The following is a 25,181-nucleotide window of genomic DNA, read 5'->3' as shown; positions in this document are numbered from 1 at the left end:
TTTGAATTCTTCGGGATAACGCGGGTTGCTCATGGCACCTCCTAATGGACCGTATTATGAGGCCTGGAGGTGTCTACGAAACTAGGGGCGATTCATTGAGGGGGTCGCGACAGGACGAGCAGACATTTACGTTACCTTCGGTGCATTCCGTATCGTTTTTGAAATGAAACGGCACCATGGGCATCTAGATCGAACATCAGCGAAAAGCTATTGCAATCAAGCTGTCAGCTACCAAAACACCAATGTGAAGCTCGGCTTCTTGGGAGTCTTGGAAATCGCTGAGCGCAACGGGCCACCTCCTAGTCTCGAGGAGTGCGTGTGGTATGAGTCCGTAGTACCAGAAGGTAGCGAAACGGTTCGTCATCTTATCGTTTTCCGAGTCCCAGGAAATCTCAAACCACCTTCGTCAATGTCCCCAAAAACACAGAAGCCTAGAACGAAGAAGCCTCGGGCTAAAGCCGCTCCCCAGCTCCCAGACTGAACACTTCAATCCAACTCTTACCTGCATCTGAATCGCTCCTGATTTCTCAGGCATATTGAGTTTCTGCCTTTGGCCGATTGTTGTCCGTTGCGACCGACGAGTAGCGCTTAATCAGCGGATCGAAACGACTTTCCTGTCCCGACTTTCCGTCATTGCTGACACCGACATGTTGCCGGTAGCTGCTTCTTGAATGTGCTCACTCCACCAGGCCATCATCGGCCGTCTACGGTCTATGTAGTCCGCCCTGTTATAGGCGCTTCGCACTTCGTCCTTGTCTACGTGAGCTAGCGCTACCTCAATCAGCTCAGGATCCCAGCCGTGTTCGTTGAGGATCGTGCTGGCCATTGAGCGCATGCCATGGCTCACCAGGCGCCCTTCGAAGCCCATGCGCTTTAGCGCCATGTTGGCGGTCTGGCTGTTGCAATGGGTGCGAGGGTCACGGTCTGCAGGGAACACGTACTCCCGGTGCCCGCTGTAGGGCTTGATTGCCTCCAAAAGTGCCACTGCTTGATCCGTTAGCGGCACGATGTGCGTACGTCGTTTCTTCATGCGTTCAGCAGGGATCGTCCAGATTCGCTTTTCGAAGTCGATGTCGACCCAGCGGGTAGTGGCTGCTTCTGCAGGGCGGGTCATGGTGTTGAGCTGCCATTCGATAAGACAGCGCGTGGTTCTTTTTATGCTGGCATTGGCAATGGCCACCATGAGCTCTTTCAGCTCATCGGGAGCAAGTGCCGGCATGTTCTTCTTTTTCGGTTTCTTGAAGGTGGAGCGAATCCCGCCAAGCGGGTTTGCGTGAATCAGTCCCGAGTTGACCCCGTAGGTCATGATCTCGTTAAGTCGCTGAGACAGCCGTTTAACGGTTTCAAGGCTGCCTTTGGTTTCAAGTGGTTTGAGCAGTTTAATGACTTGAGGTGCGCTGATGGCTGATATAGGTGTGGTGCCCAAATCCAGAAACACATGCAGCGTCAGTGAGCGCCAGATGTCCTCAGCATAAGCAGGCGTCACTGAGTCTTTTTTGAGCTCGTACCAAGCCGTCGCTACGTTCTGAAATGTGTGCTCAGTTTCAGCCTTCTTGGCTTGCTTCAGGCTATCTCGTTGCTCTTTCGGATCGATGCCAGTAGCAAGAAGCTCCCTTGCCTCAATGGTCATTTTCCTTGCCTGGGCAAGAGACAGCTCAGGATATGCGCCAAGGCCCATGTTGATGCGTTTCTTAGTTACAGGATGGTAGTAGTTAAAGTTCCAAAGCTTAGAGCCATTGATTCTCACTCTCATCTGTAGACCGTCACCATCAACCAGGACGTAATCCTTCTCTAAAGGCTTGGCGGCTTTGATCTTGAGTTCAGAAAGGCGAGTAGCTTGAGCGCACATTGGTATTCCAAAGAGGGTTTTGGTATTCCAAAAATTAGCACCTGTGGGCTTGGAATACCATTTGGAATACCGAAAGACATAGATCGTGCTGGACGCTCGTGGACACTGATGGCGCTGAAGGCCCCGTATTTGCTGGATTTCAGGCGCAAAAAAAGACGTCCGTGGACGTCTTTAGATGATGTAATGGTGGAGCCGGGGGGATTTGAACCCCCGTTCATTCCGCAAAATCACTGGTCTTGACGCCTATTGTTGCTGAGATGTTGCTGTAGCAGCGCTTTTAAGCCTTAGATCAAGGGTGGTCACCACCGGCAGTGCGGTTCAGTTCCCCGTTGGGGATTTGAACCGGCGTCCCGAAAAGCGCCGCAGCCTTGCCGCCGGATGTGTCGCCTTCGTTCGGTATCCACCGCCCGTACACTCTGGCAATCATAACCCAGCTGCTGTGACCCATCTGCTTGGCCACCCACATGGGGTGCTCGCCTGCACTGAGCATCATTGATGCGTACGTGTGCCTCGTCTGGTACGGGTTGCGGTAGCGGACCTTTGCCCGGCGGATCGTCGGTATCCAGAATGATTTACGGATAGCCTGGTCACCGTCGAACGGTTGGTTGTAACGCGGGTCATGGAAGACCTGGCCGCCAGCGATGTAGGTGTGCTCTTTCTGCGCCTGCAGCGCCTCAAGCGCCATCGGCAACAGCTTCACGTCACGCAACCCTGCCGCCGTCTTCGGCAGCTCTGCTTCCTTGGCTGCCTTGGTCAGCCCTCTCGATATGCGCACCTCGCCGCGCAGCCAGTCAATATCCCCCCACTCCAGCGCCACCAGCTCACTTGTCCGCAGGCCCGTCCATAGGGCGAACTGCAGCAGGTTCCGGTATTGCCCGGTGGCCGCGTCTAATATCGCCCGCTGTTCATCCTTGGTGAACGGGTCGATCTCGTCTTCAGCCTTTGGCTTGCCCTTCACCGAATACGTCCAGCCCGCCAGCGGGTTTGCCTCTATCAGTTCATCATCCACTGCATCGCCCAGCGCAGAACGCAGGCAGCTCTGCACGTTGGCCAGCCTTTTGTTGGATGCTTCGATAGTGGTGAGCGCGTCCTTGATCATCTTCCTGGTGAGCAATACCAGGGGAGTTTTGCCCAGCTTGGGGGCCAGCACGCCGTTGATGATCTTTCGGTAACCGTCCAGGGTGGACGCCTTCAGGTGCGCTTCTTTGCTGGTGAGCCAGTTGTCGAGGTAGGTTTCCAGCGGGATCTGGCCTGTCTTGTATCCGACTCGGGCCGCGCGCTTGGACTTGGGGAAGGTGGCTGCGTAATCGAACGTGCCGTTGTAGATCGCCAGTTCGATGGATGCCTTGTGCTGCTCAGCCCGCTTTAGGTTAGCGGGGCTGGGGACAAGAGGTACGCGCTCGCGGCATTGCTGCCCTTCGAACATGAAACTAATTTCAATGCTCGATCGGGAAGCTGCTCGGACGCCAGTTCGCCTTCCACCCATGCGTTATACCCCTCAACACTGATCAGCGGCTTTTTGTCGGGCGCGCGTATCCACACCTCGCCCTGCTTCCAGGTGCCGTCTTGAATTTTGGTTCTGATTGCCGCCTCAGTGTAACCGCTCTCAAGGGCGAACTTCTTTATGGTCTGATATTTGGCCATTGCCATATGGATACCTCTCTACCCCTATGCCGGGGAGGGTGGGAAGGGGTTAGGCTGCTTTGCTCTGGCTGGTTCTGGCGTTGCGCCGGTTCGCCATCTGCGCCTGCAGGCGGTATGCGTGGAATCTTCGACCATCGCCACTGCCTATCTCTGGCGCGAGATAGGCAAGATCCTCTTCGAGCTGACCAAGGGAAAAGAGATAGTCGCCGTCAGTTCCCCATTCAGGCTGAGCGGTAGCCCAATCGCGGACAGCAACGCAGCTAAGGCAGGTTTTGAAGGCGTCCATCACGCCTTCCCAGCTGCCAGATATCAACTGGTACTGCTGGCCTGGCTGGATGTGGCCCTGACACTCGCCGCACACATGCTGCTTTCTGGCGGTCGGCGTGCTGGTTGATTGGAAATCAGGCATAGCGAATACCTCTCCACCGGCTCAAGCCGGCACAGTTGATTGGGGTTTGATCGGGGTTAGGGGTTACTGCGGGGAGGCGGCGGCCAGTAGGGCGCGGAGTTCTTTTAGGCCCTCCAGCAAATAGGCCGTGCTTGTGAATGGGTCTGAAATCCGGCGCAGCAACTCCACCGGCACAGCATCAGGCTCTGCCAATTGGCCAGCCACGCAATGCGCGCAGTAAAACGGCTCATAGTTGCCTTTCATCTGCGGCGACTGTGCGTCGTAAACCTTCTGCGTCATGAATCGCTTGCAGCCCATAACGCCATCGCGGCGCTTCCATGCAATCTGATTTGCAGGCCCTGCCACTTGGTCGGCTGGGTGGGTGTAGAGCGGAACAATCTCTCCGCCGTATCGGCACTGATTTTCCAACAGCAAATCACGCTGGAACTCAAGCATGCTTCCGCCGACTGCATCAGCAAGCATCCACGCTACCGCCTCGCCCCCTTGGCTTGGAACCTGGGCGTATGACAGCACGCACAGGCCATCAGGCAAGCCGTAGCCGGTTTGAACGTGCGTGATTTTTCTCGCCATCACGCGACCGGTGAAGTCGTCGGCTATCTCATGTAGCTGCACGGTGTCGCCTGCCTGGAAGCCTCGGTCGTTGTTGCGGACTTCGCAGGTCTTTGCGCCAGACAGCAAGTCGTTGAACGGCTGTTCGTGGATTTTCAGTTCGTGGTGAGCCATGTCAGTTACTCCGCTGCTGGTCTGTGCGCATGCAGGGGTTTACGCAGCCGCCGATAGCTGGGCATCGGTCGCACTCGACAAGCTGAACCGGTTCGCGCTTGTGCTCGCACGCACCATCAAATCCGCACTTGCTGGCGTTGATTACTGACTCGCAGATGGCACGACCGCCGTATAGAACACCGCGCACGGCGCATAGTGATTGTTCGCTCATTCGCCTTGCTCCTGACTGCCTGATGATGGGGCGGCGGCTCGATCAAGGCGTTCAATCTCGGCAAGGATCAGCGCACCGGATTTAACGAGCATTCTGCGAGCCGTTCCGGGCTTCCAGAACCTTGCCTGCCATGGCCATGTTTTAGGGATTCTCTGGTCGCCTGCATTTGCCGCGTAGCAGGCTGCAGCTTTTGCAAGCGCTCCATCGCTATGGGCGTCGTCATGCTCTGGCGTCCAGCCTTCTGCGCTGATCTGGCGTTGACGCTCAGCAATAACGTCACTCCAAGCTGGCAAAGGATTCGCGTCGGCAAGGTAGAAATCGCCGCGAACTGTTTCCCACTGCCCGGTTGAGCGGTTAAGCCCTTGGGTCGCTATAAAATATTTGTCCGAACTGCCACGCACCTGCTCACCATGGCTAGGCGCTGAGAGGGCGGCGCGGGCTACCCAGCCTACCCAGCATGCGGTTACGCGCTGTGCTAGCTGGAAGCCTTCAACCGAGTCGCGAGTCGGTAGCCATTGGTGCGTGTTTGCATCGTAGTAGACCCGCCCTTCGAGTTTTAAGTCACGGATAAACGCCGCCCGCTCATCCACCCCGCCAACCGTCAAGGATTGCTTGATAGTTGCGCCATCAAGCACAGTCAGCGCATCCGAAACAGCAGCGGCCAGGTTGCCTAACCCTTGCGACTTCAACACGCAAACCGCCGCGACTAGCCCGTCACGATCAGGCACCAACGCGCTCGGCTGGGCTTTCAGGGCGGCAAGCTCTGCCTTGCACACCTTGCAGATAGTCGGCCCACCACAGCGGGTGCGGCTCCCGTCTGCGTTTGGCGTTACGTGGCCATGGCCTTTGATCACAGCTGCTTTCTCACTCATGGACTTGCCCCATTACTTGCCCGACAAGCACGGCGCTTTCCTTCAGCTCACTGAGCAGAAGCTTTGCGTGGTCGTCGGAGGTTGCGTAGAAGTAGCCGCTTGGCCTGCCATCTGGCGACTCGTAGTCGAAGCTGTACAGGTTCCAGGTGTGGCCGTTGACGTGGCTGGATAGCGGGAGGGCGAGGTAGCCACTCACGGCATCACCGGAAGGATGTGGTTGTCGACCCATTTGCGCATGCGCTGCCAGCGATGCTCGGGAGTCTCTGGCCCCCACTTCCCGTCAGGCCCGCGCACACCTGGGTATTCGTCATTCTCGTAGACGATTTCACGGACCATCGCGGTGGCGATCCCGAACTTTTCGGCAACGCCTTCCGGATCATCTGGCACAAGGTCAGACAGCGGCATCCCACGCGCCGCACCCAGAGCGCCCAGCGTGCAGAACTGGCCATCCGCCGACACCAGGGAGTCGGCGGCCAGTTGCTTCACCGGCATCGCGTCAAGCGCATCGCGGATCTCGAGCAATGCAGCCTGGCCTCGCTTGCCCTTGAGCGCAGAGTTAACGGCACCACGCCAGCAGATCAGCGTCCATCCGTTGCAATCATCGTCGTATCCACTGCGGCTCATGGCAGGCGCTCCCATATCTCGTTGTTGTCCAGGGTGTCGCGGGTTTGGTGGATGCAGCGACGGCCGATGCCTTCCAGTTCGCAGGCGCCGCCGAGTTCGAGAATCAGGACATAGCTCTTGTTGGTGACCCGGTGGCGGTAGCGCTCGCGCTTATCGTCCCGCGACCGTTCTGGCTCAGCGGCTAAGCACTGGGCGTTGATGCGCTGCACCTGGGCGCTTTCGGTCATGCAGCCTGACATTGCAAAGCCTCCTGAATGGCTGAAGCGTTGACGATTGCCATGCCTACCTGCTGCGCCGTGTAGCGCTCAAGCGTTGCGCCGCGGCTATCAATCCAGCCGGGGAGCAGGGCAACGACTTCGCAGGTGAGCATCTGGCGCAGGGCTGTGCGTAGGTACGCCTCCCAGGTTCCGCACGCTGGCGCCGGGTTCTCGGCTGGGTTCTCGACGTGGTAGCCGAGTGCGCGCAGGCGGGCGGCTTCGGCGTGGAAGGCGGGGTAGTTGAAGTCAGCAATGCCAGTCATCGGACCGGCAAGATAAATGCGGCGCATGGTGGTTACTCCGGCTTGATGGGCTGGCAGCGCAGGCAAGGGCATACGGCTACGCGCAACCCGGCGCCACGGCAGAAGGTGGGGGTGGTCATGCGGGCGCTACCTTGAGGTTGAGCGTTAAAGGGCCTTCGCGGAAATCGCCATCGAGCGTGCCGTCAAGCTCGTTGCGTTCTGCCTTGGTGAGGTTTCGCCACTTGGCGATTATGTAATCGCCCTTGAGAACACCTACCGGCTCGCCTCGGCACGTACTGCCGTAGCTGTAGCCGTTCTCCTTAAGCCAATCACAGGCGGCGTAGAAGGCTTGGAATGTGCCTTGTTGCTCGAATGTCTTTTCAAATGGCATGGTTATCCCTCGCCAGTGGCGTGAATTATTGGAAGTGACTAGGGTCTATGTTCACCACCCTCCCGCCCGAGCATCAGGCAGGGAGTGGGCGGGTAGGGTGGTTACAACCGGCGGCCGCGCCTCGGATTGAGAAACGGCTTGCCGCGCTCGCCTGCTGCTGGCACGAACTGGGTGCAGATGACCACCACGTCTGTTCCGTCCTGCCGGTGCACTGGCATGGTGTGGAAGGGAAGGTCGCTGCAGTTGTCCAGGCGCTTGGAGCAGGATTGGCAGCGGCTGCGCTTGGGGTGGTGGGTCATGCCTTGGTTTCCTGATCGTCCTCCGTCACCGATGCAACGCCGGAGTCGAGGTCACGAAGATCTTGAATGGTGAGCGTGTTGCTTCCATCAGTGACCGCCCACTGATTCAGTTCCAGACTGCGGAACGTGCCGCAGAAGTGCCGGTATGCGCCAAGCGCGGCCCGGCGGAATGACTTGGCCGCAACAGGGCCAATCGAAATATCCTTACCCCCCCCTGTGAGAGTGAGGTTGTACGTGGCCAGGTCCGCGATACGCTTCTGTGCAGCCCGAACCGTGCTCGGCTGCAGCTCCATAAGCTCAGCCACTTCACTGATCGACTTGCCTGCAAGGGCGTTGAATATGTCCTGGTCGCGCTCAGGGTTACGCAGGCCGGCATAAAGTACGTTGGGCATAGCTTTCTCCAGGCAATAGCAGCCCGTTGCGCTGCTGGCGCTGGGCTTGGGTGGGTGAGTTACGTCAGGTCGTCGGCGTCGAGCTTGGCGGCTCGGCGTGCGCCCTGCTGGTACAGATCGCGCGCCACGTTTTCGCTTATCTCGAAAGTGTGGCGCGGTGGTGTGGTCAGTGCTGCAAAGGCCAGATCATCGAGGCCTTCCATGTTGAGCAGCACCACCTGCAGCAGCTCGCTTGTTTCGGTGATGCCTGCGCGGGCCTTGTTGCGCTCAAGACAGGCTTTGGTGCCTGGGCGCACGCGGTGGCGTAGCTCTTCGTCGCCGAGGCGCTCGCGTTTCTCTTTGGTGTTGGCGTCGCGCTGCTGTTGGGTGAGTGCCATCACGCCTCCAAGTTCATCTTGGGGCCGCGCGTGATCTTGAACTCATCTAACAGGCTCAGGATGGTGCGTGGCGTGCAGCCGATGGCGCGGGCCATGCCGATGATGGTTTCACCGGTGGCCGCCATGGGTTTGATCTGCTCGGCCTGCTTTGCGCGGCGCTCCAAACGCATCTGGTTGAGGCGCTCGCGGGCACAAATGATGCCGGGCACCGAGTTCTCTTGATCTAACCCGCGCACCTCTTTTGCTATGCGTTGCCTTGCTTGATGCTGGGCGTAGCGCCGCGGGTGTTTTGCTGGGTCGAGGTTGGCCGCGCAGCCAAGCATGGCCTGCTGCTGTGCGTGGCTCTGAAAGTGTGGGGTGGGGATCATGCTGGCCTCCGGTCAGGCGTGTGCCTGGTTGTGGGTGCCGTTCTCCAATGCCTGCTGCAGCCAGCCGGCTTCCTTCGGAGTGCGACGAAAGCCCAGGCAGCGGCCACTGGTGCTGTCGATGACGTGCACCATGCCCTTGCCGGCCATGACGGCCTGGGTTCGATCCGGGCGATAGCCTTGCGAGAGGTTGCGCCCAGCGAATGCCTCGCGGGCTTTGCGTGCCAGTTCGAGCAGATCGGTAAGTTCGTTGACGCTGGCCTTGGCTTGTTGCAGTGCGTTCATGGTGTGGCACCTCGGTTGGTCATAGCCATAAGTCAGCCGCACCAACACGCCAGACTTCCGCAAGGTTGCGTGCTGGATTGGCTGCTTATGGGTACGGGGGAAGGGTGCCCAGGCCCGCTACTGGCGTCGGCCTGGGTGTGTTGCGTCAGCGGTGATCGTCGTCGTTCGGGTGGGCTACCGGTTACCCGGCCCATGCGCGGTGACATGGACGCCACAATTGGCCGCTGTCTGCCGGCTTACGGGCGCAGCCTTCAGGCTTACTGCGCCGCACGGGTGTATCGATGGCTTAACTCATGGCTTGGCTCTCCTGCTGTGCGCTCACTGGGCAGGCAGTGGCCACCTGTTGAATTGGTGCCGGCTCGCCACGCCGGCTGATCTTCGGGTGTAGTGGGCCCTGGGGCTTCGCTCCTGCTCTGCCTGATCCGGTGGTGTTGCTACCTTCTTGCCCAGTGATCGCAGTTAAACGGCCATCTGGTTGTGATGCGCGATATTGCGCATCGGGGTGTAACCGGCGTGGGCGTCCCCGCCGAATCGCGTACCAGCATTTGGGCTGGATTTGGTTGCCGATCACACTCCGATACGCCCTGCATGCAGGTGATCGGTGCCTTATGCCCAGGCGGCAAACCTGCTTATCACCGGGCGCTGCTTCATGCGTTGCCCGGCGGCGTCCCGGTCGTGTTGCGGGATTCATTCATTCCAGTAACTCAACTCTTCGTCCGCGCTCTCGATGGGGTCAGTATCGGGACCGTCCAGCTCATCCCAGCTGACACATGCGCTTTCCCAACTGAGAGACCAATCTTTCCAGCAATCGCCTGCGATACGCCGGTAAAAGTGCCGCGCATAGCGGATCTTCCAAATCAGTGATTTCATTGCGTTCAACCTCGCTTGTCATCCCAAGCAGCCCTGTCGCCAAGGCTGCTCAGTGATGCTGTCCGTCCTATTCGCGGTGGATCTCATCCATCTGGCGGAAGTACGACTCCAGAACGGCAGCCTTTGTCATCTCGATCATCCCGACGATCAGCTCTACGGTGAGCCCTGCGGCCTGAGCCCGATCCAGGGCTTCGTTCAGCTCGGTGTGCAGCTTCTCGGTGGCGGCATGCGTTGATGCTGTCAGGCCTTTGCGGCCCAGTTCGGAAACGCCCATGGCTACCTCGGCTGGTGGTGCAACTGGTGTTTGAATTTCGCAGTCGTCGCACAGGAATAGCCGCGCGGCCCGGCTGCGTGGGTCGAGCCCATGCGGTCCGCAATTCATGGTGCAGACCTTCGAAGCTGGATCGAACTTGGCCAGCTCAACCGGATCGGCCCGCGTCCACTCAATGGGCTTTTCTTCTGGCGCCGGCGCTTTGCGTGACCTCAAGGCCATGGCGCGGATCTCCGTTGTTCAGGCTGCAGGCTTGCGCCGCACCTTCATCCACAGCGCCGCACCCAGCAGCAGGCCCGAAAGCACGCCGAAGATGTAGGTAGTGGAGAGGATGTGCAGCAGGGTGGAGCTGGCGAGTAGGAAGCCCGCCAGCACGATTACCAGGGCGAAGCGGAGCATGGTCAGCGCACCGCTTTGACGATGCTGTTGATGCCCTTGTCTACGCCACGGCGAAGCTTTTTGTCGCCCTGGTGCCAGTCGTTGTTGTAGACGATCTGGGCGCGCAGGCAGTAGGTGTCCGGGCTGCCGAAGGTAGACGTCTTGAGGCCGCTGGCCAGCTTGGAGTCAACCGAGCAGGCGGTGTACAGCGGGTTGCCGTTGGCGTCCTTGGCGTTGGCAAACGAGCTGTCGTTGACCTCGCCAATCAGAATCTGAGTCCCAAAGTCTTCGGTAATGTCGCTCGTAATCTTGCCAGGTCGGCCGATGTAGAGCATGCCGGCGATTTCCACCGTGACGCCTGCCTTCTTTACGTAGCCTTGCGCCACCGCTTCGGCTGCGGCGTACCAGTCGTCAAATTCAACCGGCACCGCGCCCTTATAGTCGTCGTCGGTGTCGATCCAGTTGTTCAGGGTTACCAGTGCGCCAGAGCCTGCCACGGCCGCGAAGGCGTACTTCTTGGCAACAGCGTCGTCTTCCATCTTGCCGAAGTCGTCAATGCCGGTTTTACCGTGGAGCCAGTAGACCTGTTCCATGTGCCCGTCGACGATCTTCACGTCAGTGGGCAGCGGCTTGGTGACCGCGGCGTCAGCTTGCATGATGGCAATGTCGCACTCGCCGCCCTTCATCAGCTCGGCATTCTCGACGCTGCCGCCGGTGGTGAGCACGTTGAGCTGGATCTCGGTGTTCTTGGTGATGCTGTTTCCGATGGCTTTGCCAAGGTCCTGGTAGAAGCCACCTTCGCCGCCAGTGCAGAAGTTAAGGGTGCTTGGTGCTGCGCTGGCCATCGATGAAACGCTGATGAGCAGGGCGAGCAAAAGTGCTTTGGTCTTCATTGGGCGTCCTTTGGTTGCTGGTGCTGGGTTGAGTTGTAAAGCGATCCTTTACTACTGGTGTCCTGGCGCCCTGGTTGCTGGGTCTTCCTCGCGGTTCGGTCATCACCTCGTCCGCCGCAGCCCCTCTGTTGGCTGGTGAAGCGGTACGCCGGTCGCCGGCTTGCAGTGCGCGTGTTACTCACCTGACTTTCTGTCGCCCCACAGGTGATGGCCGGGGCTGCCTCGCCGGTTTCCCGGCTAGCTGTTCATGGCGCGTGTTGTTAAAGAGTGGCGGCCTTTCGGCCTGGCCGGTGTTGGCCGGCGATGGGTAAAATATAAGCTCGCTTATTTGGTGAGTCAATAAGCATGCTTATATATTTTTAGGTGATGGTCTGATCTTCCATCTTGAGCAAATCCAAATTACTGTATGCGCATACAGTAAAAGGAGAGTCAGATGGCCAAGAAGAAAGCACCGCAGCAGAGCCGCACTGAACTGACTGGATTGGAAAAACTTGGGCTGCGGGTTTCCTCGATGATCAGTTCGCCGAAGGCGCAACTAGAGCGCCAGGCGAGGATTCACCGACTGGATGCAGATACGGATGAAGCTTGGGGTGGGGTGATGGAGTTGCTCGCGGAGACGGACGGCCTGCGTCTGGAGTATGCGGAGGAGGGTGATGTGATCGTGCGCTGGGATGCCCCTACGGATGACGATCGGATTGCTGACGCAGAGGAACTGGTGCCGCTGGAGGAGGCTGCACCGTTCTAGAATTGCAGATAGGTCAGCCGCTTACAGGGCTCGATGGCTTAAGCCCAGTTACGTCCCAATTAATCCAGTGAGCCGTGACTTTCATGTAGAAAGGTATGGTGATGAAGTGCTTGGTTCTATCTTCATCCTCATAAAGAGAGCAAACAACCTCATTGCGCGACATCAGCTCTAGCACTGTTTTCTCGGGTGGTTCATCGGACTCTATCCGATGAATCTTGGCCCAATACGCCTTGCGCTCATCAGTAGTAGGCTCACCCTTGCACGCGATATCTTCCTGGATGCTTAGGTAATCGCGGCGAAGGTCGTTGTGCAGGGCGCCGCGCTGGCTGATTCCAACAATTAGGTCAATTGCAGCGGCCACGGTGACAACCAAAGCCAGCAAAGCAGTCGCCCACTTTGGCCAGCCGGCGATTAAGGTGGCTGCAGCTGCAGAGCCGAACAGGACACCAACAAAGGCTATGAACCGGCTCCACTTCGTGAAGAAGGCATAACGTCGAAGGTGATAGCGAATATTGCGCCTGACGTAGAACTCAAGAGCAAAGTTGGCTTCAGATTCCTGTTCGGTTTCGGTCATCGCTTGGGTCTCGGCGGTGCAGGGCGGCTTTCAGATATCGTGTTGTCGCTGTTGTGCTGAATGCTTTTCCCGCTGTCTTGGGCTGTGCCTGGGTGCGGCTGCGGCCGCGGAGGCGGCGGTGGTTGGCGGGTCTTGTCATTCATCCTAGCATCACTCCATCGTTATTGTTCGGGCGCTATAACTTCTTCGCGTTCCACACCAGAAGTACCTTGGCGTGAATGGTCACGTCCTCAACTGGCACTGTTCGGTCTTTGTGTTTTTCGTTGTCAGAGATCATGTCGAACCGGCCAGCATCAGCTTTCTGCAGGCGCTTGATGTAGAGATCGCCAGCCCATGTCAGAACGTACACGCCATCACCCGCAAACTCGTTAACACCTCGGTCCACGATTACGGGATCTTTGTCGTTGATCGTGCCTTCCATCGACTGGCCCCAGCCGGTGATGATCGAGAGGTTCGCGGGGGAGGTGTACTCCAGGCCAAGCCGCTCAAGCTGCGGGCCGCTAACTACAACGTTGCGCACGAAGTCGACGTAATCAGCCGGCACCTGGCCGTGACCCATCGACGCGCGCACATCGTATTGAGGTATCAGGACGTCGCTGTCTGTAAGCCGAGCTGGGCGGGAGAAGTCGCCAGTGATTACGTTGTTTGCTGGCGAACTCTCGTCGCTGCCAGCCTCTACAGCCGAGATGATTCGATCCCTGGTTTCGGCGGGTAGATTGCGGCCACTCCTTTCCAGCATCCTTCTGACTATCTCTGCAGAAGACTCGCCCGGCTTGGCAGTTATCGAGTCAGCCCCGCCAGGAATCATCTCTCCAGCGCCTTCAGCCAGCCACGCTGCATCCACTCTGCATGTGTTAGCGATCTTCACTAGGTGAACGCTTTGCAGGTTTTCGCCTTTCTCAAGTTGAGAAATCACAGGCTGCGATACGCCAACCTTCTTCGCCAGCTCTAGCTGGGTCAGGCCTGCATGCGCCCTAGCGCTCTTGATGCGGTCTTTTAGGTTGCTCATGACCGTCAATCTATAAGCGCGCTTATGCCCTTGCAAATAAGCCTCCTTATTCATAGTATATAAGCGTGCTTATTTCGAGGCCGCACGATGAACCCCATAGAAAAACTGGTCGCCCACTTTGGGGGCCAAACCAAGACAGCAAAGGCCCTGGGCGTTTCCCAGGCAGCCGTCTCGTATTGGATATCCGGAGCCACTTCAATTACTGCGGAACACGCTTTTAAGGCTGAAGAGCTGACTGGCGGCCTTGTTACTGCCCGCGAGCTTTGTGCTCGCCAGGGTTCAAGCAACGCCGCCTGATCGTTCGACCAAACAACAACTGGGCCGTCTTTCCATGGCTCAAGAATAGGGAAGGGGTAGCCACGTGACATCGTCCAAACCAAGACAGCTTTCGCAAACCCGTGACCAGGTGCTGGTGGCGCATGCCGCCGAGATGATCGCGCGCACCTCGCTGAGCCAAGACAAGTTCGCCCAAGCCCTGGCCGCGCAGCTGCATGCGCTGGTGCCGGGCAAGGCTACTGATGCTGGTGTGCCGGACTTCGATGCGCTGGCCGCTGGCAATGACGTGGCGGCCTTCCTGAAAGGCTCTGGCAGCTGGTTGAAGCGTGTGCAGCGCTGGCTGGCTGGTGACATCGACCTGCCGAGCTGGGTTGAAGAGGCCTGGGTGCTGGCGCTGGACGCCGAGTACCGCGAGCGTTGTGTGAATGAGCTGGCCAGCCGCCACGGCCTGCTGGGCGCGCGTGAGCTTGGCGCTGATGCATGCCCGGTGCTGGCCTTCGGTCAGTTGATCGCCCGCCTGGGCGAGGCCGTTGAGGCCACTGGCGGCGTGCTGGCAGACGGGAAGATTGATGCGGCTGACCTGCCACACCTGCCTGAAGCCATCGAGCGCCTGCTGGCAGTCGAGAGCCGCGCCTGCGAGGTGCGCAGGCGCATGGAGAACGTGCTGGCAGAGCACACCGGCCAGCACAAGTTGCGGGTCGCGAACTAAATACCGGGCACAAAAAAGCCGGTGGCTAGACCGGCTTCTTCAACAGCAACAACTTGTGAGGCCGATTATGCACACCGAACCCCACCCAAGCAATACCGCCCACCGCGCGCCACGTTTTACGGTTGCGCAAAACGTGGCGCGGACTATGTCATCCCGCGAAATCGCCGAGCTTGCCGGCAAGATCCATAAGAACGTGAAGCGCGACATCGCGGCCATGCTGAAGGACCTGCAGGCAGATGCGCTCAGTTTTGAGCACATCTACCTGGACGGCATGAACCGTGAACAGACCGAGTATCTGCTCGACCGCGAACACACCGACTGCCTGTTGACCGGCTACAGCGCCCCACTGCGGATGAAGGTGATCCGCCGGTGGCAGGAGCTGGAGCAGGCCCAGTCCGCCCCGACCCTACCGAGCACGTTGCCTGATGCGCTGCGCCTTGCCGCCGACCTCGCCGAGCAGTGCACGCACCTGCAGCTGGTGGTGACCGACCAAGCACCAAAGGTTGCCGCCCTGGCGCGCATTGCTGTTGCCTCTGGGTCTATGTGCCTGACAGATGCAGCTAAGCACCTCGGCGTGCAGCGGCTTGCCCTGATCGATTGGATGAGAGCAAACCGCTGGGTATACCGCCGCTCTGGCAGTGATCGCCTTGTGGCCTTCCAGCCTCGCCTTGATGCAGGTTTGCTCGATCACAAGGTGACGCTGCTGGGTGTGGATGAAGAGGGCGCTCGCCGCCTTGCCAGCCAGGTGCGCATCACGTCGAAGGGCCTGGCCGTGCTGGCGCAGAAGATTGGAGGCGCAAGCCATGGCCGGTGATTGGATCAAGTTCGAGCTGATCACCCTGGACAAGCCTGAGGTTTGCCAGCTGGCTGACCTGGCTGGCATCGACCCTGATGCGGTGGTGGGTAAGTTGTTGCGGGTGTGGGGTTGGTTCGATCAGCACACCGAAGACGGTAACGCTCCGAGCGTTAGTAAAAAGTTACTTGACCGTTTGGTTGGCGTTACCGGCTTCTGCGATTCGATGATTTCAGTCGGTTGGATGGTTGAGGTTGATGGTGAGGAAGGCCACTGGATTGCCCTGCCAAACTTCGGCCGGCACAACGGAGAGACCGCTAAGAAGCGGCTTCTAGGGGCTAAACGCGCTGCCTCCCACAAGGCTCGCGGCACTGCTGCTAACGCTAAAAGTAACGCTGGCAGCGTTAGCGATGCGTTACCTAGAGAAGAGAAGAGAAGAGATAAACAACAACACCAACACGCGGTGGACCCTCGCGCTCAGTTCGAGCTGTTCGAGCAGTGGCAACCCGATGAGATGTCGCTGAAGACTCAGACCAAGATGCAGGGCGTAGACCCCGCTTTGATCACTCCTGAGCTTCTGGCTGAGTTCGTGAGCTTCTGGGTGAACAAGCCAGTTGCTGACAGCCAGGGTGGTTGGTGCCACAGGCTGGTGAAGCGTGCAGGCGTGCTGAAAACCATCGCCGCAGCTAAGCCAGCGGCAGCCGAGGGCAAACCAGGGGATTGGTCAGATCAGGAGGTGATCCTGTGAACGCCCCTGTGTCTGCCGCTGACGTGGCCAAGATCCTTGCAGATGCCCCCCAAACTGCCGTTGCGCCCGCGCCGCTCCCCGGCACTCGCGTGAAGATTGACCCGGCCACACGCGCGGTGGTCGATGATCTGTTTCTTCGACTGAAGGGGGCCTGCGGCGCCTGGCGCACTTCGTGGCCTACGGATGCTGAGTGCGATGCAGCGAAGCGTGAGTGGATCGCCGAGTTCATGGTGGCCGGCATCCGTGATGCGTCACAAATCAGCTACGGAGTCCGGATGGCCAGGGCGCAGTCTGGTCCTGGCTATGTGCCCTCGGTCGGCGCCTTCGTGCGCTGGTGCTTTGCTCCTGAGGCGTTGGGCCTGCCTGACGTTGAGCGGGCCTACAAGCAAGCGCTGCGCAATACCCACCCATCTCAGGTTGGCCACTGCAAGTGGTCGCACCCAGCCGTTTACCACGCATCAGTTGCCGCCGGCTGGTACAGCCTGCAGCGGCTTGACCGTGCACTGGGCTTGAAGCGCTTCGAGGAAAAGTACCTGGACCAATGCAAGAAGCTTGGCCGCGGTGAAGTGCTGGCGCCGGTGCCGGTTGCCGCGCTGCCTGAGCATGCCGGCCCGTGCACGCCAGAGGTTGGTCGGGCGGCGCTGGCGGAGTTACGCAAGAAGATCGGAGGTGGTCGTGGGTGAACAGATTCGCTGGAAGCCAAAGCTTGACCGGGATCGCAAGCCGATACCCGACTGCTGGCTCACCGATGCCGGGTATACCGTGGCCAAGGTCCGCACGCCCGTCGAGCGTTTCACCATCACTCGCCCTAGCGCCCCCGCGCCATTCGCCTACACCGATGCTGGAGATGATGTGCCGCTGCTGATCGCCGCCGATATCCAGGCCAGCAAGCCAGCGGGTGCCAACTGATGGCTGGGAAGGGCGGCGAGCTGCGAACCACTGGCGATGTGTTGCTGTGGTGGTTGGAGCGGGTTGAGCAGAAGCGCGAGACATCGGCCAGCTACAAGCGCAGCACCCGCTCGATGGTCATCAAGAACATCGTTCCGGCCGTCGGCAAGGTGTCGGTTGCGAAGCTTGATCGGCGTGTTCTTGACGACAAGTTGATGTGGCCGATGATGCAGGCCGGCATGAAGCCAGGCACTCAGCAGAAGGCCATTCAGGCCCTGCGCCAAGCCTTCCTGATGGCTGAGCAGACCGACCGCATCAAGACCAACCCGATGGCCTCGGTGACCTTCAAGAGCTTTGATCGGCGCCCGATCCAGAGCAAGAAGGCCCGGCTGGCGCGTATTGATCTGCTGGGGCTGGTGCAGCAGCTGGCTGAGGCGTTTGACCGTGACCCCGTTAAAGGCCTGCTGCCACTGATGATGCTGGCTCACGGCACGCGCCTGACCGAAACGCTGCATGCCAGGTGGGCCCATATCTCGCGTGGTGAGCGGTTGTGGGTGCTGCCTGAAAACAAGTCCAGCCGCATGCATGAGCTGCCGCTAACCCCGCAGGTACTCGCCTTGTTGGCTCGGTATCGCCAGGCACTGCCAGATAACCGGGCCCAGGCTGATTGGCTCATCCCGGTGCGCGGTGGAAGTCGCCTGTCCACCTCGGCGGCGTGCTCAATGTTCCGGGAGATATCGGGCGGCAAGTGGTCGAGCCATGACCTGCGCAAGCTGATGCGAGATTGCCTGGCTGACCTTGGCGTCGATTACTTCATCGCCGAACGGCTGATCAATCACAGCCTGGGCAAGACCGCTGAAACCTACCTCACCCGCGATGTAGCAGCCCGATGCCGAGAGGCGTTGGAACGCTGGCATGCCCGCTTGGATGAGTGTGGCTTTTCCATCGCGCACGGCCTGAATGTGGCTGTTCCAGCATTTTCACAGAATGACTCAAACGCAGAAGCCCCGGCACCTGTAGCCGAATCCTGTGTTTTCACCGGTAGAGGATGAAAAATGCTCACAAGACGCTCGTTTTTGAAGTTGATGGGCATTGCTGCGGCGTCCGCCGTGGTGGTTCCTGCGTTCCAGATCGGCCGGCAGCCATACGTGCTTACTGGTGAATCGGTTGACTACATCGGCGCCCGCCCTGGCGGCTTTCTGGGCGCCTGCAGCGTGGCTGAAGTTCATCCATGGGATGGCGTTGGCTTTCCAGTAGACCTTCGCCAGAACACTTTTGGTCGCGACCTGCCTTTAGTTCGCTACTACGACGCCGACCTGGCAAATCTGCGCAGAGATGTTCCCGCTCGCTTCTGGCACGACCCGGCTAACAGCCGATTCAACAACGTCCACACCTATGTCCGCGTTAAGCGTTTCGGTGAAACCCTCGAAGAGGCCGTGCGGCACCTCAACTTCGTTTCTTCGAGGGCCGCATGAGGATCGACTACGAAGGCAACGAGCAGGCCGCGCTGATGCGCTGGCTTCAGTTTCAGCACTCGGCCGCGTTCGCGGTGACCTGGCACACGCCGAACGGCGGCCAGCGCAACAAGGTGGTTGCCGCAAAGCTCAAGGCCCAAGGCACCAAGGCTGGCGTGCCTGACCTGCAGCTGGCGATGGCGCGTGGTGGTTACTTCGGCCTGTTCATCGAGTTCAAGGCCACGCCGCCGCATGACGCTGCGGTGTCTTCGACGCAGAAGGAAATGGTTCAGCAACTTAAAGCGCAGGGCTATCTGGCTGTGGTTTGCAAGGGCATGCGGTCTGCGATGGAGCAGATCAACGCCTACCTGGCTATGCCTGAAACCCTCGGCGGCCAGGTGGTTGGCTGATGAGTCGGCGCATTGCACTCATCCCGCTGGCCCGGTGCGAGATATGCCAGGGCAAGGGTGTGATCAAAGGCATCTTCCACACGATGGATTGTGCCGGCTGCAATGGCGCCGGCTTGGTTGATCGGCAGACCTGCGAGGCTCTGAGCCCCGAGGTGATGGTGCAACAGCTTCGAGTAAGGCTGAACCGGGCTAACCGTCAGGTTGAGCAGCAAAGAGAACAACTGGAGCGCGCTGGCTTGGTGCCTGTCACAGGCCCAGCAGCAGACTACCAGGGCAACAACAAGAGGGGCGCGGGCGGCGCGCACCTCACTGGCGATTAGGGGATAGCCATGGCGATGATTCGAGACACCGAAGAGATGCTTGAGCAGTGGGGCTTGTGGGTGGTTCAGGGCTCAGGGGTTTACTGCTGCGCAGCACCCAGCGAAAGCCGAACGCCAGCCATCACCGATGATGAGGCGCTGCTGATCGACCGGCTGATGGGTCGGCTTGGCAAGCGCTACCCCGAGTGCGGTGAGGTGCTGCTGCGCTACTACACCAGCAGCAGCTCTTTTGCCCAGGTAGGCAAGCGCATGGGCTTCGGTGAAGAGAAGACCAGGCAGCTCTGGAAGGCCGGTGTGGCATGGATCGATGGGGCGCTTGAGGCTCGAAAAGAGGCCGCTTGACGCCCCGGGCCGAAACCCCTATATTTCAGCTACTTTGCGGTTTTACCGCTTGAAAAGCCCTGGCCACCGCGCCGGGGCTTTTTCGTTTCTGATCCCTCAGCTGTTACCCCAACAGCTTTGCCCGCCATCACACGCGGGCTTTTTTACAACCCGAATGAGATCGAGCCGATGCCGGAAAAAGACCCGACGTTGTGGGCCGCGCTTTGGGCCGTTCTCTCCACCTCGCCAACCTGGCAGGGGGCAATCATGGCCAGCATTATCGCCACACTGCGCATCCTCTATGACGGTAAGGAAACCCGCTGGACGCGCATCCTTCTGGAGTCGCTGATCTGTGGCTGCCTATCCTTGGCTGCATCAAGTGGTATTGAGTGGCTGGGCTGGCCTTCGAGTATGGCTGTTGCCCTTGGCGGCGCCATTGGCTTCCTTGGCGTCACCGCTATTCGTGATTGGCTGGTTAAGTGGACTGGCAAGAAGGCCGAGCAATAAGCAAATGATCCACGTCACCTTCAAGGGCTTGCGTGAAAGACTGCAGACCCTTGATCGGCTTGAGCGTGAACAGCTGCCATTCGCTGCTGCTCTGGCCCTGACCACCACCGCCCAGGATGTTAAGGCGGCCTTGGTGGAAGAGATGGCCTCGGTGTTCGACAGGCCTACACGCTTCACCCTGAACAGCCTTTTTGTTGAGCCTGCAACCAAGGACAACATGAAGGCCAGGGTATGGATGAAGGACAAGAGCCAAGAGAGTGGCGGACGCCCAGCCACTGAGTGGCTAGCCCCGCAGATCTTCGGTGGTGGTCGTGAAGAGAAGGCCAGCGAGAAGCGCCTGAGTGATCGCGGTCTGCTACCTGCAGGCAAGTACATCGTGCCAGCCAAAGGCGTGAAGCTGGATGCATACGGCAACATCAGCCGCGGCACGATGAACAAGATCGTTTCCGGCCTTGGTGCACAGTTCGATAAGTATGCGAACAGTACGACCAGCCGCCGCAGTGCTGGCAACCTGAAGCGCTACTTCATCATGAAGAAGGGCAACCGTCCTATCGGGATAGGTGAGCGCACAGGCAAGGGCAGGGCGGGCATGCGCATGGTCGTGGCCTTCGCCAGTCGCCCTCAGTACAGCAAGCGCTTCGACTTCTTCGAAGTAGCAGAGCGCGTTGCAGATGATCGCTTACCAATCAGGTTTGAGCTGGCTCTGGCCCGGGCGCTGGCAACCCGGCGGGTATGACCCTGCCATGCACCGTTATGGGGCGGCCTTGGGTCCTCCCCAGGGGGTGGCCCGGTGAGGGTAATTCGGACCCCGCCTTTCCACCATATATGACCTTTTCCGACAGGTTGGTTGTTGTTTAGTCATGGCTAAAAATGAAACAACCAGGCAGCCGGGATGGTTGAACAAATCCGAGATGGCCAAGAGCCTCGGGATTTCCCCGCAAGCCTTTGATAAATGGGACGTGGCGCCCATTCAGCGGGCGGGCCGTGAGGCCTTCTATCGTGTGCAAGATGTGGTGCAAAACCGGCTCGAGCACGCGGCGCGCAAGCAACAACCTGCGGGTGATGACTCGGAAGATATCGATCCGAAGATTGAGTACAAGCTGCTGCAGGAGCGTCTTCGGCTGACTTCCGCCCAGGCATATGCCATGGAGCAGAAGAACCAGGTCAACGACAAAGTCTTAGTGCCGGCCCCGTTTGCCACCTTCGCACTGGAGAAGATCGCGGCCCAGATCGGTTCGAAACTGGAGACGGTGGGCAAGACGGTGAGTCGGCGCCACCCGGAAATCGACCCGCGCATATTGGAGTCCCTCGAGCGGGAGATAGCCCTGGCGCGGAACATCGCTTCGCAGTTCGGCGACTTCCTGCCTGGATATCTTGATGAGTACCTCTCAACCCTGGATTCGTGACCTCGGCAAAGCGGTCACCCTTGGGTTACAGAGTCTCTACAAAGAACCGCCGATGACGGCAGTTCAGTGGGCAGACGAACACTTTTACATGTCGTCCGAGTCCTCCTACAACGAGGGCAAGTGGACAACAGACCCGTTCCAGGTCGCCATCCTCAACGCAATGGGCAACGACCTGATCGCGGTCGTCAACTTCGTGAAGTCGGCGCGCATCGGTTACACCAAGCTGTTGATGGCCAACATCGGCTACAAGCTGCAGCACAAGCGCCGCAACATCGTGATGTGGAGCCCGACTGACCCGGACGCCGAGGGGATCAGCAAGCGGCACGTCGACGGCCTGGTGCGCGATGTGCCGGTGATCAAGGATCTGGCGCCGTGGTTCGAGAAGAAGCACCGCGACAACACCCTTGCTCAGAAGGTTTTTTCCAACCGGAAAAGCCTGTGGATCAGGGGCGGCAAGGCATCCCGCAACTACCGTGAGCTGTCGGCCGACGAAGCAATTTATGACGAGCTGTCGAACTTCGATCCCGACATCGACGGCGAGGGTGATGCGGTAACCCTGGGTGATAAGCGCCTGGACGGGGCCACGTTCCCCAAGTCTATCAGGGGGTCGACGCCCAAGAAGGCCGGCTCCTGCCAGGTCAGCAAGGCCGCAGAAGAATCGCCGATAAGGCTGCGCTTCCACATCGCCTGCCCACACTGCCAGCACGAACAGACGCTCAAGTTTGGCGGCAAGGACTGCGGCTACGGACTGAAGTGGGAAAAGGATGAGCTCGGACAGGCCACCAAGGCCTGGTACGTCTGCGAATGCTGCGGGGACAATTTCTACCACCAGGACATGGTTGAAGCCTCCAAGGTAGGCCGCTGGATCTGCGAAGAAACCGGCCTTTGGACGCGCGATGCAATGGATTGGTTTGATGCTGATGGCGAGCCAGCGCGCACGCCACGCAGCGTTGCCTTCTACTGCTGGGCGATCTACAGCACCTGGAGCACCTGGCTAAAGATCGCCATCGAATGGCTGAAGATCAAAGGCGACCGCGAAAAGCTGATCACCTTCACCAACACCACCCTGGGCGAGACCTGGGAAGAGGTGCAGGGCAAGGTCGATTGGGAAGCCATGTATGGCCGCCGGGAAGTGTGGGCCGGCCAGGTCCCCGCCACTGCTGTGGTGCTCACCGGGTTTATCGATACCCAGGACGACCGCTACGAGGGTCGAGTCTGGGCTTGGGCGCCGGGTGAGGAAGCCTGGCTGGTTTACCGCTTCATCCTGATGGGTGACCCCGCCAGCGAAGAGCTGCGCCGGAAGGTTGGCGTTGAGCTGCACAAACAGTTCACCCGAGCGGACGGCATGGTGATGAAGGTTGACCGTTGGGGTTGGGACTCCGGTGGTCACTACACCGACGAAGTGTATGGCGAGAGCCGCAAGCACGGCGTGCTCTGGGTGATCCCTACCAAGGGCGCCAACGTATACGGCAAGCCCGTCGCGAACATGCCGCGAACGAAGACCAAGCACAAGGTTTACCTGACCGAGATTGGCACCGACAACGCCAAAGAGCTGATCTACAGCCGTTACCGGCTGGACGTCGATACGGCCAAGTCGCAAGCCGGCCTGCCGCAACCCGGCGTGGTCCACCTGCCAGCCAATGATGACGTCTGCGACGAAAGCGAAGTCCAGCAGCTCACCGCCGAAACCAAGGTGATGAAGGTTGTGGGCGGCGCCAGGGTTTTCCGCTGGGACGCCAAGGGCCGCCGCAACGAAGCGCTGGACTGCTTTGTTGGCGCCCTGGCCATGCTGCGCGTATGTCAGCAGCGCTTTGGTCTGGATCTCGACCTGCTGGCCGTCGCGCCGCAACCCGGCGGCGACTCTGCTGCTGATGCTGAAGAACGCCCACGGGCCAAATCCAAATACTGGAAACGCTGATGGCCTATACAAACGAGCAGTACCTAGCGCTGAAGGAAGCCATCGCCGGCGGCGAACTGTCTGTGCGCTACGCCGACCGCAACATCACCTACCGCAGCATCGACGAGATGTTGCGCATCCTGCGCCTGATGGAAGCGGAGCTCTCGCCAAGCACGGGCAGTAACACCGGCGGCCGGCGCCTCACTTCGTTCTTCAAGGGCTACTGACATGGGCTGGATAGATAACCTGCTTCCCGGTTACGGAGCGAAGCGGGCAGAGGCCCGTGTGCGCATGATTCGAGCAAACGCCATTGCCGAAGCCATGGCTCGCCGCTTTGAAGGTGCCGCAGGTGGCCGCCGTAACGAAGGCTGGCGCGCCCATGGCGCTGACGCCAACGCCGAGATTGGCCCGGCCCTGCAGCGCCTGCGCAACCGCGCGCGGGATCTGCGCCGGAATAACCCGTATGCAGACCGCGGCATCAGCGGCATTGCAGACAACGTAGTCGGCGCCGGCATTGTGCCGCGCCCGAAAGCCAAGAGCGCCCGCGCCAACAAGAAGCTGGCCGCTAGCTGGGAAGCCTGGGCGGAAACCACCCTCTGCGATGCGGACGGTCTGGAAAACTTCTACGGCCTGCAGCATAAGGTCATGGAAACGACGGGCGAGTCTGGCGAGTGCTTGTTGCGCCGCCGCTGGCGTAAGGCCAGCGATGGGCTGCCAGTTCCCATGCAGGTACAGGTGCTTGAGCCTGACTTCCTCGACGAAGGTAAGAACGGCACCAGTGGCGCCAACCAGGTTATCCAAGGAATTGAGTTCGACGTCCTTGGTAAGCGCGTTGCCTACTGGCTGTTCGATGAGCACCCGGGGGCATCTGTAGGCATGACATCTGCTGCCTCGCGCCGCGTACCGGCCGAGGACGTTGCACATATCTTCCTGCCTCGCCGCCCTGGCCAGGCGCGCGGCTACACATGGCTTGCGCCATCTATGCAGCGCCTGCGCAACTTCGACGAGATGGAAGATGCGGTGATGGAGCAGGCCAAGATTGCCGCCTGCTTCGCTGCATTTGTGACTGCCGGTGATTCGACTAACGGTAACAAAACAGCTCCGCTGATTGAGCGCATGGAGCCTGGTATCGTGCAGTTGCTGGGCCAGGGCGAAGACGTCAAGTTTGCCCCACCACCAGTGTTCAACGGTTACAGCACCTACTCATGGCAGGCATTGCACGCCGTCGCTGTGGGGCTGGGTGTGCCTTACGAGCTGCTCACCGGCGACTTGAAGGGCGTCAACTTCTCCAGCGGCCGCATGGGCTGGCTGCACTTCGCCCGCCGGGTGGATGTGTGGCAGTGGCGAATGCTCATCCCGCAGTGCTGCGAACGTGTGTGGGGCTGGTTTATGGAAGCCCAGGCACTTACCCCAGGCGGCGTGCTGGAAATGGCAGGCGCCGAATGGGTGCCGCCACGCCGCGACATGGTCAACCCGCGCGAAGAAACCGACAACGTAAAAGACCGTATGCGCCTCGGCCTGCTGACCTGGCCGAACGCCCTTCGCGAGCTGGGCATCACCGACCCAGACGCCCACGCCGAAGAGCTGGCCAAGGCCAATGAGATGTTCGACAAGCTCGGCCTCGTGCTCGATGGCGACCCACGCAAGGTTTCGAACGCTGGCCTTACCCAGGCCCGCCCGGTAGGCACGCAGCTGCCTTCCACCGACATCAACCCAGTTGCTGATGAGCAGCAAAAAGACGAGAGCGCGACCAATGACCTCGACCAATAAAA

General features: G+C 59.6%; 40 protein-coding genes. 18 read left to right on the top strand and 22 right to left on the bottom strand.

Annotated features, from left to right (window positions below; translation table 11 throughout):
* Positions 1-592: 592 nt before the first annotated feature.
* The 20 genes from ACIGEK_RS21930 to ACIGEK_RS21835 all read right to left on the bottom strand — a co-directional run bounded on the left by ACIGEK_RS21930 (position 593) and on the right by ACIGEK_RS21835 (position 11,352).
* Positions 593-1,849: an integrase domain-containing protein gene (locus ACIGEK_RS21930; protein ID WP_397495359.1), complete on the bottom strand. Its 1,257-nt coding sequence runs from the start codon at positions 1,847-1,849 to the stop codon at positions 593-595.
* Positions 1,850-2,138: 289 nt separating this feature from the next.
* Entirely contained in the window at positions 2,139-3,275 is a 1,137-nt protein-coding gene (locus tag ACIGEK_RS21925) for an Arm DNA-binding domain-containing protein (RefSeq protein ID WP_397495358.1), read from the bottom strand.
* Positions 3,215-3,499 carry an excisionase gene (locus ACIGEK_RS21920; RefSeq protein ID WP_397495357.1) on the bottom strand — a complete coding sequence of 95 codons (285 nt, stop codon included), beginning with the start codon at positions 3,497-3,499 and terminating at the stop codon, positions 3,215-3,217. Before ACIGEK_RS21920 ends, ACIGEK_RS21925 begins: the two co-directional genes overlap by 61 nt.
* Before the next feature lie 43 nt (positions 3,500-3,542).
* The gene (locus tag ACIGEK_RS21915; protein ID WP_397495356.1) at positions 3,543-3,902 is read right to left on the bottom strand and encodes a hypothetical protein; all 360 of its coding nucleotides are present in this window, start codon (positions 3,900-3,902) and stop codon (positions 3,543-3,545) included.
* Positions 3,903-3,965: 63 nt separating this feature from the next.
* Positions 3,966-4,625, bottom strand: coding sequence for a DUF3850 domain-containing protein (locus ACIGEK_RS21910; RefSeq protein WP_397495355.1), 660 nt, complete (start codon positions 4,623-4,625; stop codon positions 3,966-3,968).
* Positions 4,626-4,832: 207 nt separating this feature from the next.
* Positions 4,833-5,708 (bottom strand): hypothetical protein, encoded by an 876-nt coding sequence (locus tag ACIGEK_RS21905; protein WP_397495354.1) that lies wholly within the window; start codon positions 5,706-5,708, stop codon positions 4,833-4,835.
* On the bottom strand, positions 5,701-5,904 hold the full coding sequence (locus ACIGEK_RS21900) for a hypothetical protein (RefSeq protein ID WP_397495353.1): 204 nt from the start codon (positions 5,902-5,904) through the stop codon (positions 5,701-5,703). The genes ACIGEK_RS21905 and ACIGEK_RS21900 overlap by 8 nt, the downstream gene beginning before the upstream one ends.
* Positions 5,901-6,332: a hypothetical protein gene (locus ACIGEK_RS21895; protein WP_397495352.1), complete on the bottom strand. Its 432-nt coding sequence runs from the start codon at positions 6,330-6,332 to the stop codon at positions 5,901-5,903. Before ACIGEK_RS21895 ends, ACIGEK_RS21900 begins: the two co-directional genes overlap by 4 nt.
* Positions 6,329-6,559, bottom strand: a complete 231-nt coding sequence (locus ACIGEK_RS21890) for a hypothetical protein (protein ID WP_397495351.1) — start codon at positions 6,557-6,559, stop codon at positions 6,329-6,331. Before ACIGEK_RS21890 ends, ACIGEK_RS21895 begins: the two co-directional genes overlap by 4 nt.
* Positions 6,556-6,879 carry a DUF4406 domain-containing protein gene (locus tag ACIGEK_RS21885; protein ID WP_397495350.1) on the bottom strand — a complete coding sequence of 108 codons (324 nt, stop codon included), beginning with the start codon at positions 6,877-6,879 and terminating at the stop codon, positions 6,556-6,558. Before ACIGEK_RS21885 ends, ACIGEK_RS21890 begins: the two co-directional genes overlap by 4 nt.
* Before the next feature lie 88 nt (positions 6,880-6,967).
* Positions 6,968-7,222: a hypothetical protein gene (locus tag ACIGEK_RS21880; protein ID WP_397495349.1), complete on the bottom strand. Its 255-nt coding sequence runs from the start codon at positions 7,220-7,222 to the stop codon at positions 6,968-6,970.
* 101 nt (positions 7,223-7,323) lie between these two features.
* A complete protein-coding gene (locus ACIGEK_RS21875) occupies positions 7,324-7,521 on the bottom strand; it encodes a hypothetical protein (RefSeq protein WP_397495348.1) in 198 nt (65 codons plus the stop codon).
* Positions 7,518-7,913, bottom strand: a complete 396-nt coding sequence (locus tag ACIGEK_RS21870; RefSeq protein ID WP_397495347.1) for a hypothetical protein — start codon at positions 7,911-7,913, stop codon at positions 7,518-7,520. The genes ACIGEK_RS21875 and ACIGEK_RS21870 overlap by 4 nt, the downstream gene beginning before the upstream one ends.
* A gap of 59 nt (positions 7,914-7,972) precedes the next feature.
* Positions 7,973-8,290, bottom strand: a complete 318-nt coding sequence (locus ACIGEK_RS21865) for a hypothetical protein (RefSeq protein WP_397495346.1) — start codon at positions 8,288-8,290, stop codon at positions 7,973-7,975.
* Positions 8,290-8,658 (bottom strand): hypothetical protein, encoded by a 369-nt coding sequence (locus ACIGEK_RS21860; protein ID WP_397495345.1) that lies wholly within the window; start codon positions 8,656-8,658, stop codon positions 8,290-8,292. Before ACIGEK_RS21860 ends, ACIGEK_RS21865 begins: the two co-directional genes overlap by 1 nt.
* Before the next feature lie 12 nt (positions 8,659-8,670).
* On the bottom strand, positions 8,671-8,940 hold the full coding sequence (locus tag ACIGEK_RS21855) for a hypothetical protein (protein ID WP_397495344.1): 270 nt from the start codon (positions 8,938-8,940) through the stop codon (positions 8,671-8,673).
* A gap of 687 nt (positions 8,941-9,627) precedes the next feature.
* Positions 9,628-9,810, bottom strand: coding sequence for a hypothetical protein (locus tag ACIGEK_RS21850; RefSeq protein WP_397495343.1), 183 nt, complete (start codon positions 9,808-9,810; stop codon positions 9,628-9,630).
* A 67-nt stretch (positions 9,811-9,877) separates the two neighbouring features.
* Positions 9,878-10,303, bottom strand: a complete 426-nt coding sequence (locus ACIGEK_RS21845) for a hypothetical protein (RefSeq protein ID WP_397495342.1) — start codon at positions 10,301-10,303, stop codon at positions 9,878-9,880.
* Between the two features lie 18 nt (positions 10,304-10,321).
* A complete protein-coding gene (locus tag ACIGEK_RS21840; protein WP_397495341.1) occupies positions 10,322-10,480 on the bottom strand; it encodes a hypothetical protein in 159 nt (52 codons plus the stop codon).
* Positions 10,481-10,482: 2 nt separating this feature from the next.
* Positions 10,483-11,352, bottom strand: a complete 870-nt coding sequence (locus ACIGEK_RS21835; protein WP_397495340.1) for a TAXI family TRAP transporter solute-binding subunit — start codon at positions 11,350-11,352, stop codon at positions 10,483-10,485.
* Between the two features lie 433 nt (positions 11,353-11,785).
* Between ACIGEK_RS21835 and ACIGEK_RS21830 the strand changes: the two genes are divergently transcribed.
* The gene (locus ACIGEK_RS21830; RefSeq protein WP_397495339.1) at positions 11,786-12,097 is read left to right on the top strand and encodes a DUF1654 domain-containing protein; all 312 of its coding nucleotides are present in this window, start codon (positions 11,786-11,788) and stop codon (positions 12,095-12,097) included.
* Between the two features lie 13 nt (positions 12,098-12,110).
* On the opposite strand, the gene ACIGEK_RS21825 is transcribed toward ACIGEK_RS21830, so the two are convergent.
* Together ACIGEK_RS21825 and ACIGEK_RS21820 are read right to left on the bottom strand one after the other, a co-directional pair.
* Positions 12,111-12,671: a hypothetical protein gene (locus ACIGEK_RS21825; RefSeq protein WP_397495338.1), complete on the bottom strand. Its 561-nt coding sequence runs from the start codon at positions 12,669-12,671 to the stop codon at positions 12,111-12,113.
* 175 nt (positions 12,672-12,846) lie between these two features.
* Positions 12,847-13,680, bottom strand: coding sequence for an XRE family transcriptional regulator (locus ACIGEK_RS21820; RefSeq protein WP_397495337.1), 834 nt, complete (start codon positions 13,678-13,680; stop codon positions 12,847-12,849).
* 87 nt (positions 13,681-13,767) lie between these two features.
* Between ACIGEK_RS21820 and ACIGEK_RS21815 the strand changes: the two genes are divergently transcribed.
* The 17 genes from ACIGEK_RS21815 to ACIGEK_RS21735 all read left to right on the top strand — a co-directional run bounded on the left by ACIGEK_RS21815 (position 13,768) and on the right by ACIGEK_RS21735 (position 25,179).
* Positions 13,768-13,977, top strand: coding sequence for a transcriptional regulator (locus ACIGEK_RS21815; protein ID WP_397495336.1), 210 nt, complete (start codon positions 13,768-13,770; stop codon positions 13,975-13,977).
* 64 nt (positions 13,978-14,041) lie between these two features.
* Positions 14,042-14,665 (top strand): hypothetical protein, encoded by a 624-nt coding sequence (locus ACIGEK_RS21810; protein ID WP_397495335.1) that lies wholly within the window; start codon positions 14,042-14,044, stop codon positions 14,663-14,665.
* Positions 14,666-14,810: 145 nt separating this feature from the next.
* On the top strand, positions 14,811-15,479 hold the full coding sequence (locus tag ACIGEK_RS21805) for a phage antirepressor KilAC domain-containing protein (protein ID WP_397495363.1): 669 nt from the start codon (positions 14,811-14,813) through the stop codon (positions 15,477-15,479).
* On the top strand, positions 15,469-16,206 hold the full coding sequence (locus ACIGEK_RS21800; protein ID WP_397495334.1) for a DnaT-like ssDNA-binding domain-containing protein: 738 nt from the start codon (positions 15,469-15,471) through the stop codon (positions 16,204-16,206). Before ACIGEK_RS21805 ends, ACIGEK_RS21800 begins: the two co-directional genes overlap by 11 nt.
* Complete coding sequence (locus ACIGEK_RS21795) at positions 16,203-16,889, top strand: replication protein P (protein ID WP_397495333.1); 687 nt, start codon at positions 16,203-16,205, stop codon at positions 16,887-16,889. The genes ACIGEK_RS21800 and ACIGEK_RS21795 overlap by 4 nt, the downstream gene beginning before the upstream one ends.
* Entirely contained in the window at positions 16,882-17,115 is a 234-nt protein-coding gene (locus ACIGEK_RS21790) for a hypothetical protein (RefSeq protein ID WP_397495332.1), read from the top strand. The genes ACIGEK_RS21795 and ACIGEK_RS21790 overlap by 8 nt, the downstream gene beginning before the upstream one ends.
* Positions 17,115-18,146 carry a tyrosine-type recombinase/integrase gene (locus tag ACIGEK_RS21785; RefSeq protein ID WP_397495331.1) on the top strand — a complete coding sequence of 344 codons (1,032 nt, stop codon included), beginning with the start codon at positions 17,115-17,117 and terminating at the stop codon, positions 18,144-18,146. Before ACIGEK_RS21790 ends, ACIGEK_RS21785 begins: the two co-directional genes overlap by 1 nt.
* A 3-nt stretch (positions 18,147-18,149) precedes the next feature.
* Positions 18,150-18,569, top strand: a complete 420-nt coding sequence (locus ACIGEK_RS21780; protein ID WP_397495330.1) for a twin-arginine translocation signal domain-containing protein — start codon at positions 18,150-18,152, stop codon at positions 18,567-18,569.
* Positions 18,566-18,958 carry a VRR-NUC domain-containing protein gene (locus ACIGEK_RS21775; protein ID WP_397495329.1) on the top strand — a complete coding sequence of 131 codons (393 nt, stop codon included), beginning with the start codon at positions 18,566-18,568 and terminating at the stop codon, positions 18,956-18,958. The genes ACIGEK_RS21780 and ACIGEK_RS21775 overlap by 4 nt, the downstream gene beginning before the upstream one ends.
* The gene (locus ACIGEK_RS21770; RefSeq protein ID WP_397495328.1) at positions 18,958-19,278 is read left to right on the top strand and encodes a hypothetical protein; all 321 of its coding nucleotides are present in this window, start codon (positions 18,958-18,960) and stop codon (positions 19,276-19,278) included. The genes ACIGEK_RS21775 and ACIGEK_RS21770 overlap by 1 nt, the downstream gene beginning before the upstream one ends.
* Before the next feature lie 9 nt (positions 19,279-19,287).
* Complete coding sequence (locus ACIGEK_RS21765) at positions 19,288-19,620, top strand: antiterminator Q family protein (RefSeq protein ID WP_397495327.1); 333 nt, start codon at positions 19,288-19,290, stop codon at positions 19,618-19,620.
* Between the two features lie 168 nt (positions 19,621-19,788).
* On the top strand, positions 19,789-20,106 hold the full coding sequence (locus ACIGEK_RS21760; RefSeq protein ID WP_397495326.1) for a phage holin, lambda family: 318 nt from the start codon (positions 19,789-19,791) through the stop codon (positions 20,104-20,106).
* Positions 20,107-20,110: 4 nt separating this feature from the next.
* Positions 20,111-20,842, top strand: coding sequence for a hypothetical protein (locus ACIGEK_RS21755; RefSeq protein WP_397495324.1), 732 nt, complete (start codon positions 20,111-20,113; stop codon positions 20,840-20,842).
* A gap of 124 nt (positions 20,843-20,966) precedes the next feature.
* Positions 20,967-21,512, top strand: a complete 546-nt coding sequence (locus ACIGEK_RS21750) for a terminase small subunit (protein ID WP_397495323.1) — start codon at positions 20,967-20,969, stop codon at positions 21,510-21,512.
* On the top strand, positions 21,484-23,430 hold the full coding sequence (locus ACIGEK_RS21745) for a phage terminase large subunit family protein (RefSeq protein WP_397495322.1): 1,947 nt from the start codon (positions 21,484-21,486) through the stop codon (positions 23,428-23,430). The genes ACIGEK_RS21750 and ACIGEK_RS21745 overlap by 29 nt, the downstream gene beginning before the upstream one ends.
* Complete coding sequence (locus ACIGEK_RS21740) at positions 23,430-23,636, top strand: phage head-tail joining protein (protein WP_397495321.1); 207 nt, start codon at positions 23,430-23,432, stop codon at positions 23,634-23,636. Before ACIGEK_RS21745 ends, ACIGEK_RS21740 begins: the two co-directional genes overlap by 1 nt.
* Before the next feature lie 64 nt (positions 23,637-23,700).
* The gene (locus ACIGEK_RS21735) at positions 23,701-25,179 is read left to right on the top strand and encodes a phage portal protein (protein ID WP_397495320.1); all 1,479 of its coding nucleotides are present in this window, start codon (positions 23,701-23,703) and stop codon (positions 25,177-25,179) included.
* The last annotated feature ends 2 nt before the right edge of the window (positions 25,180-25,181 follow it).

Source organism: Pseudomonas sp. NPDC079086, assembly GCF_044542155.1.
Classification (GTDB): Bacteria; Pseudomonadota; Gammaproteobacteria; order Pseudomonadales; family Pseudomonadaceae; genus Aquipseudomonas.
The sequence above is the reverse complement of the archived record's forward strand: the minus strand, read 5'-3'. Positions and strand labels throughout refer to the sequence as shown.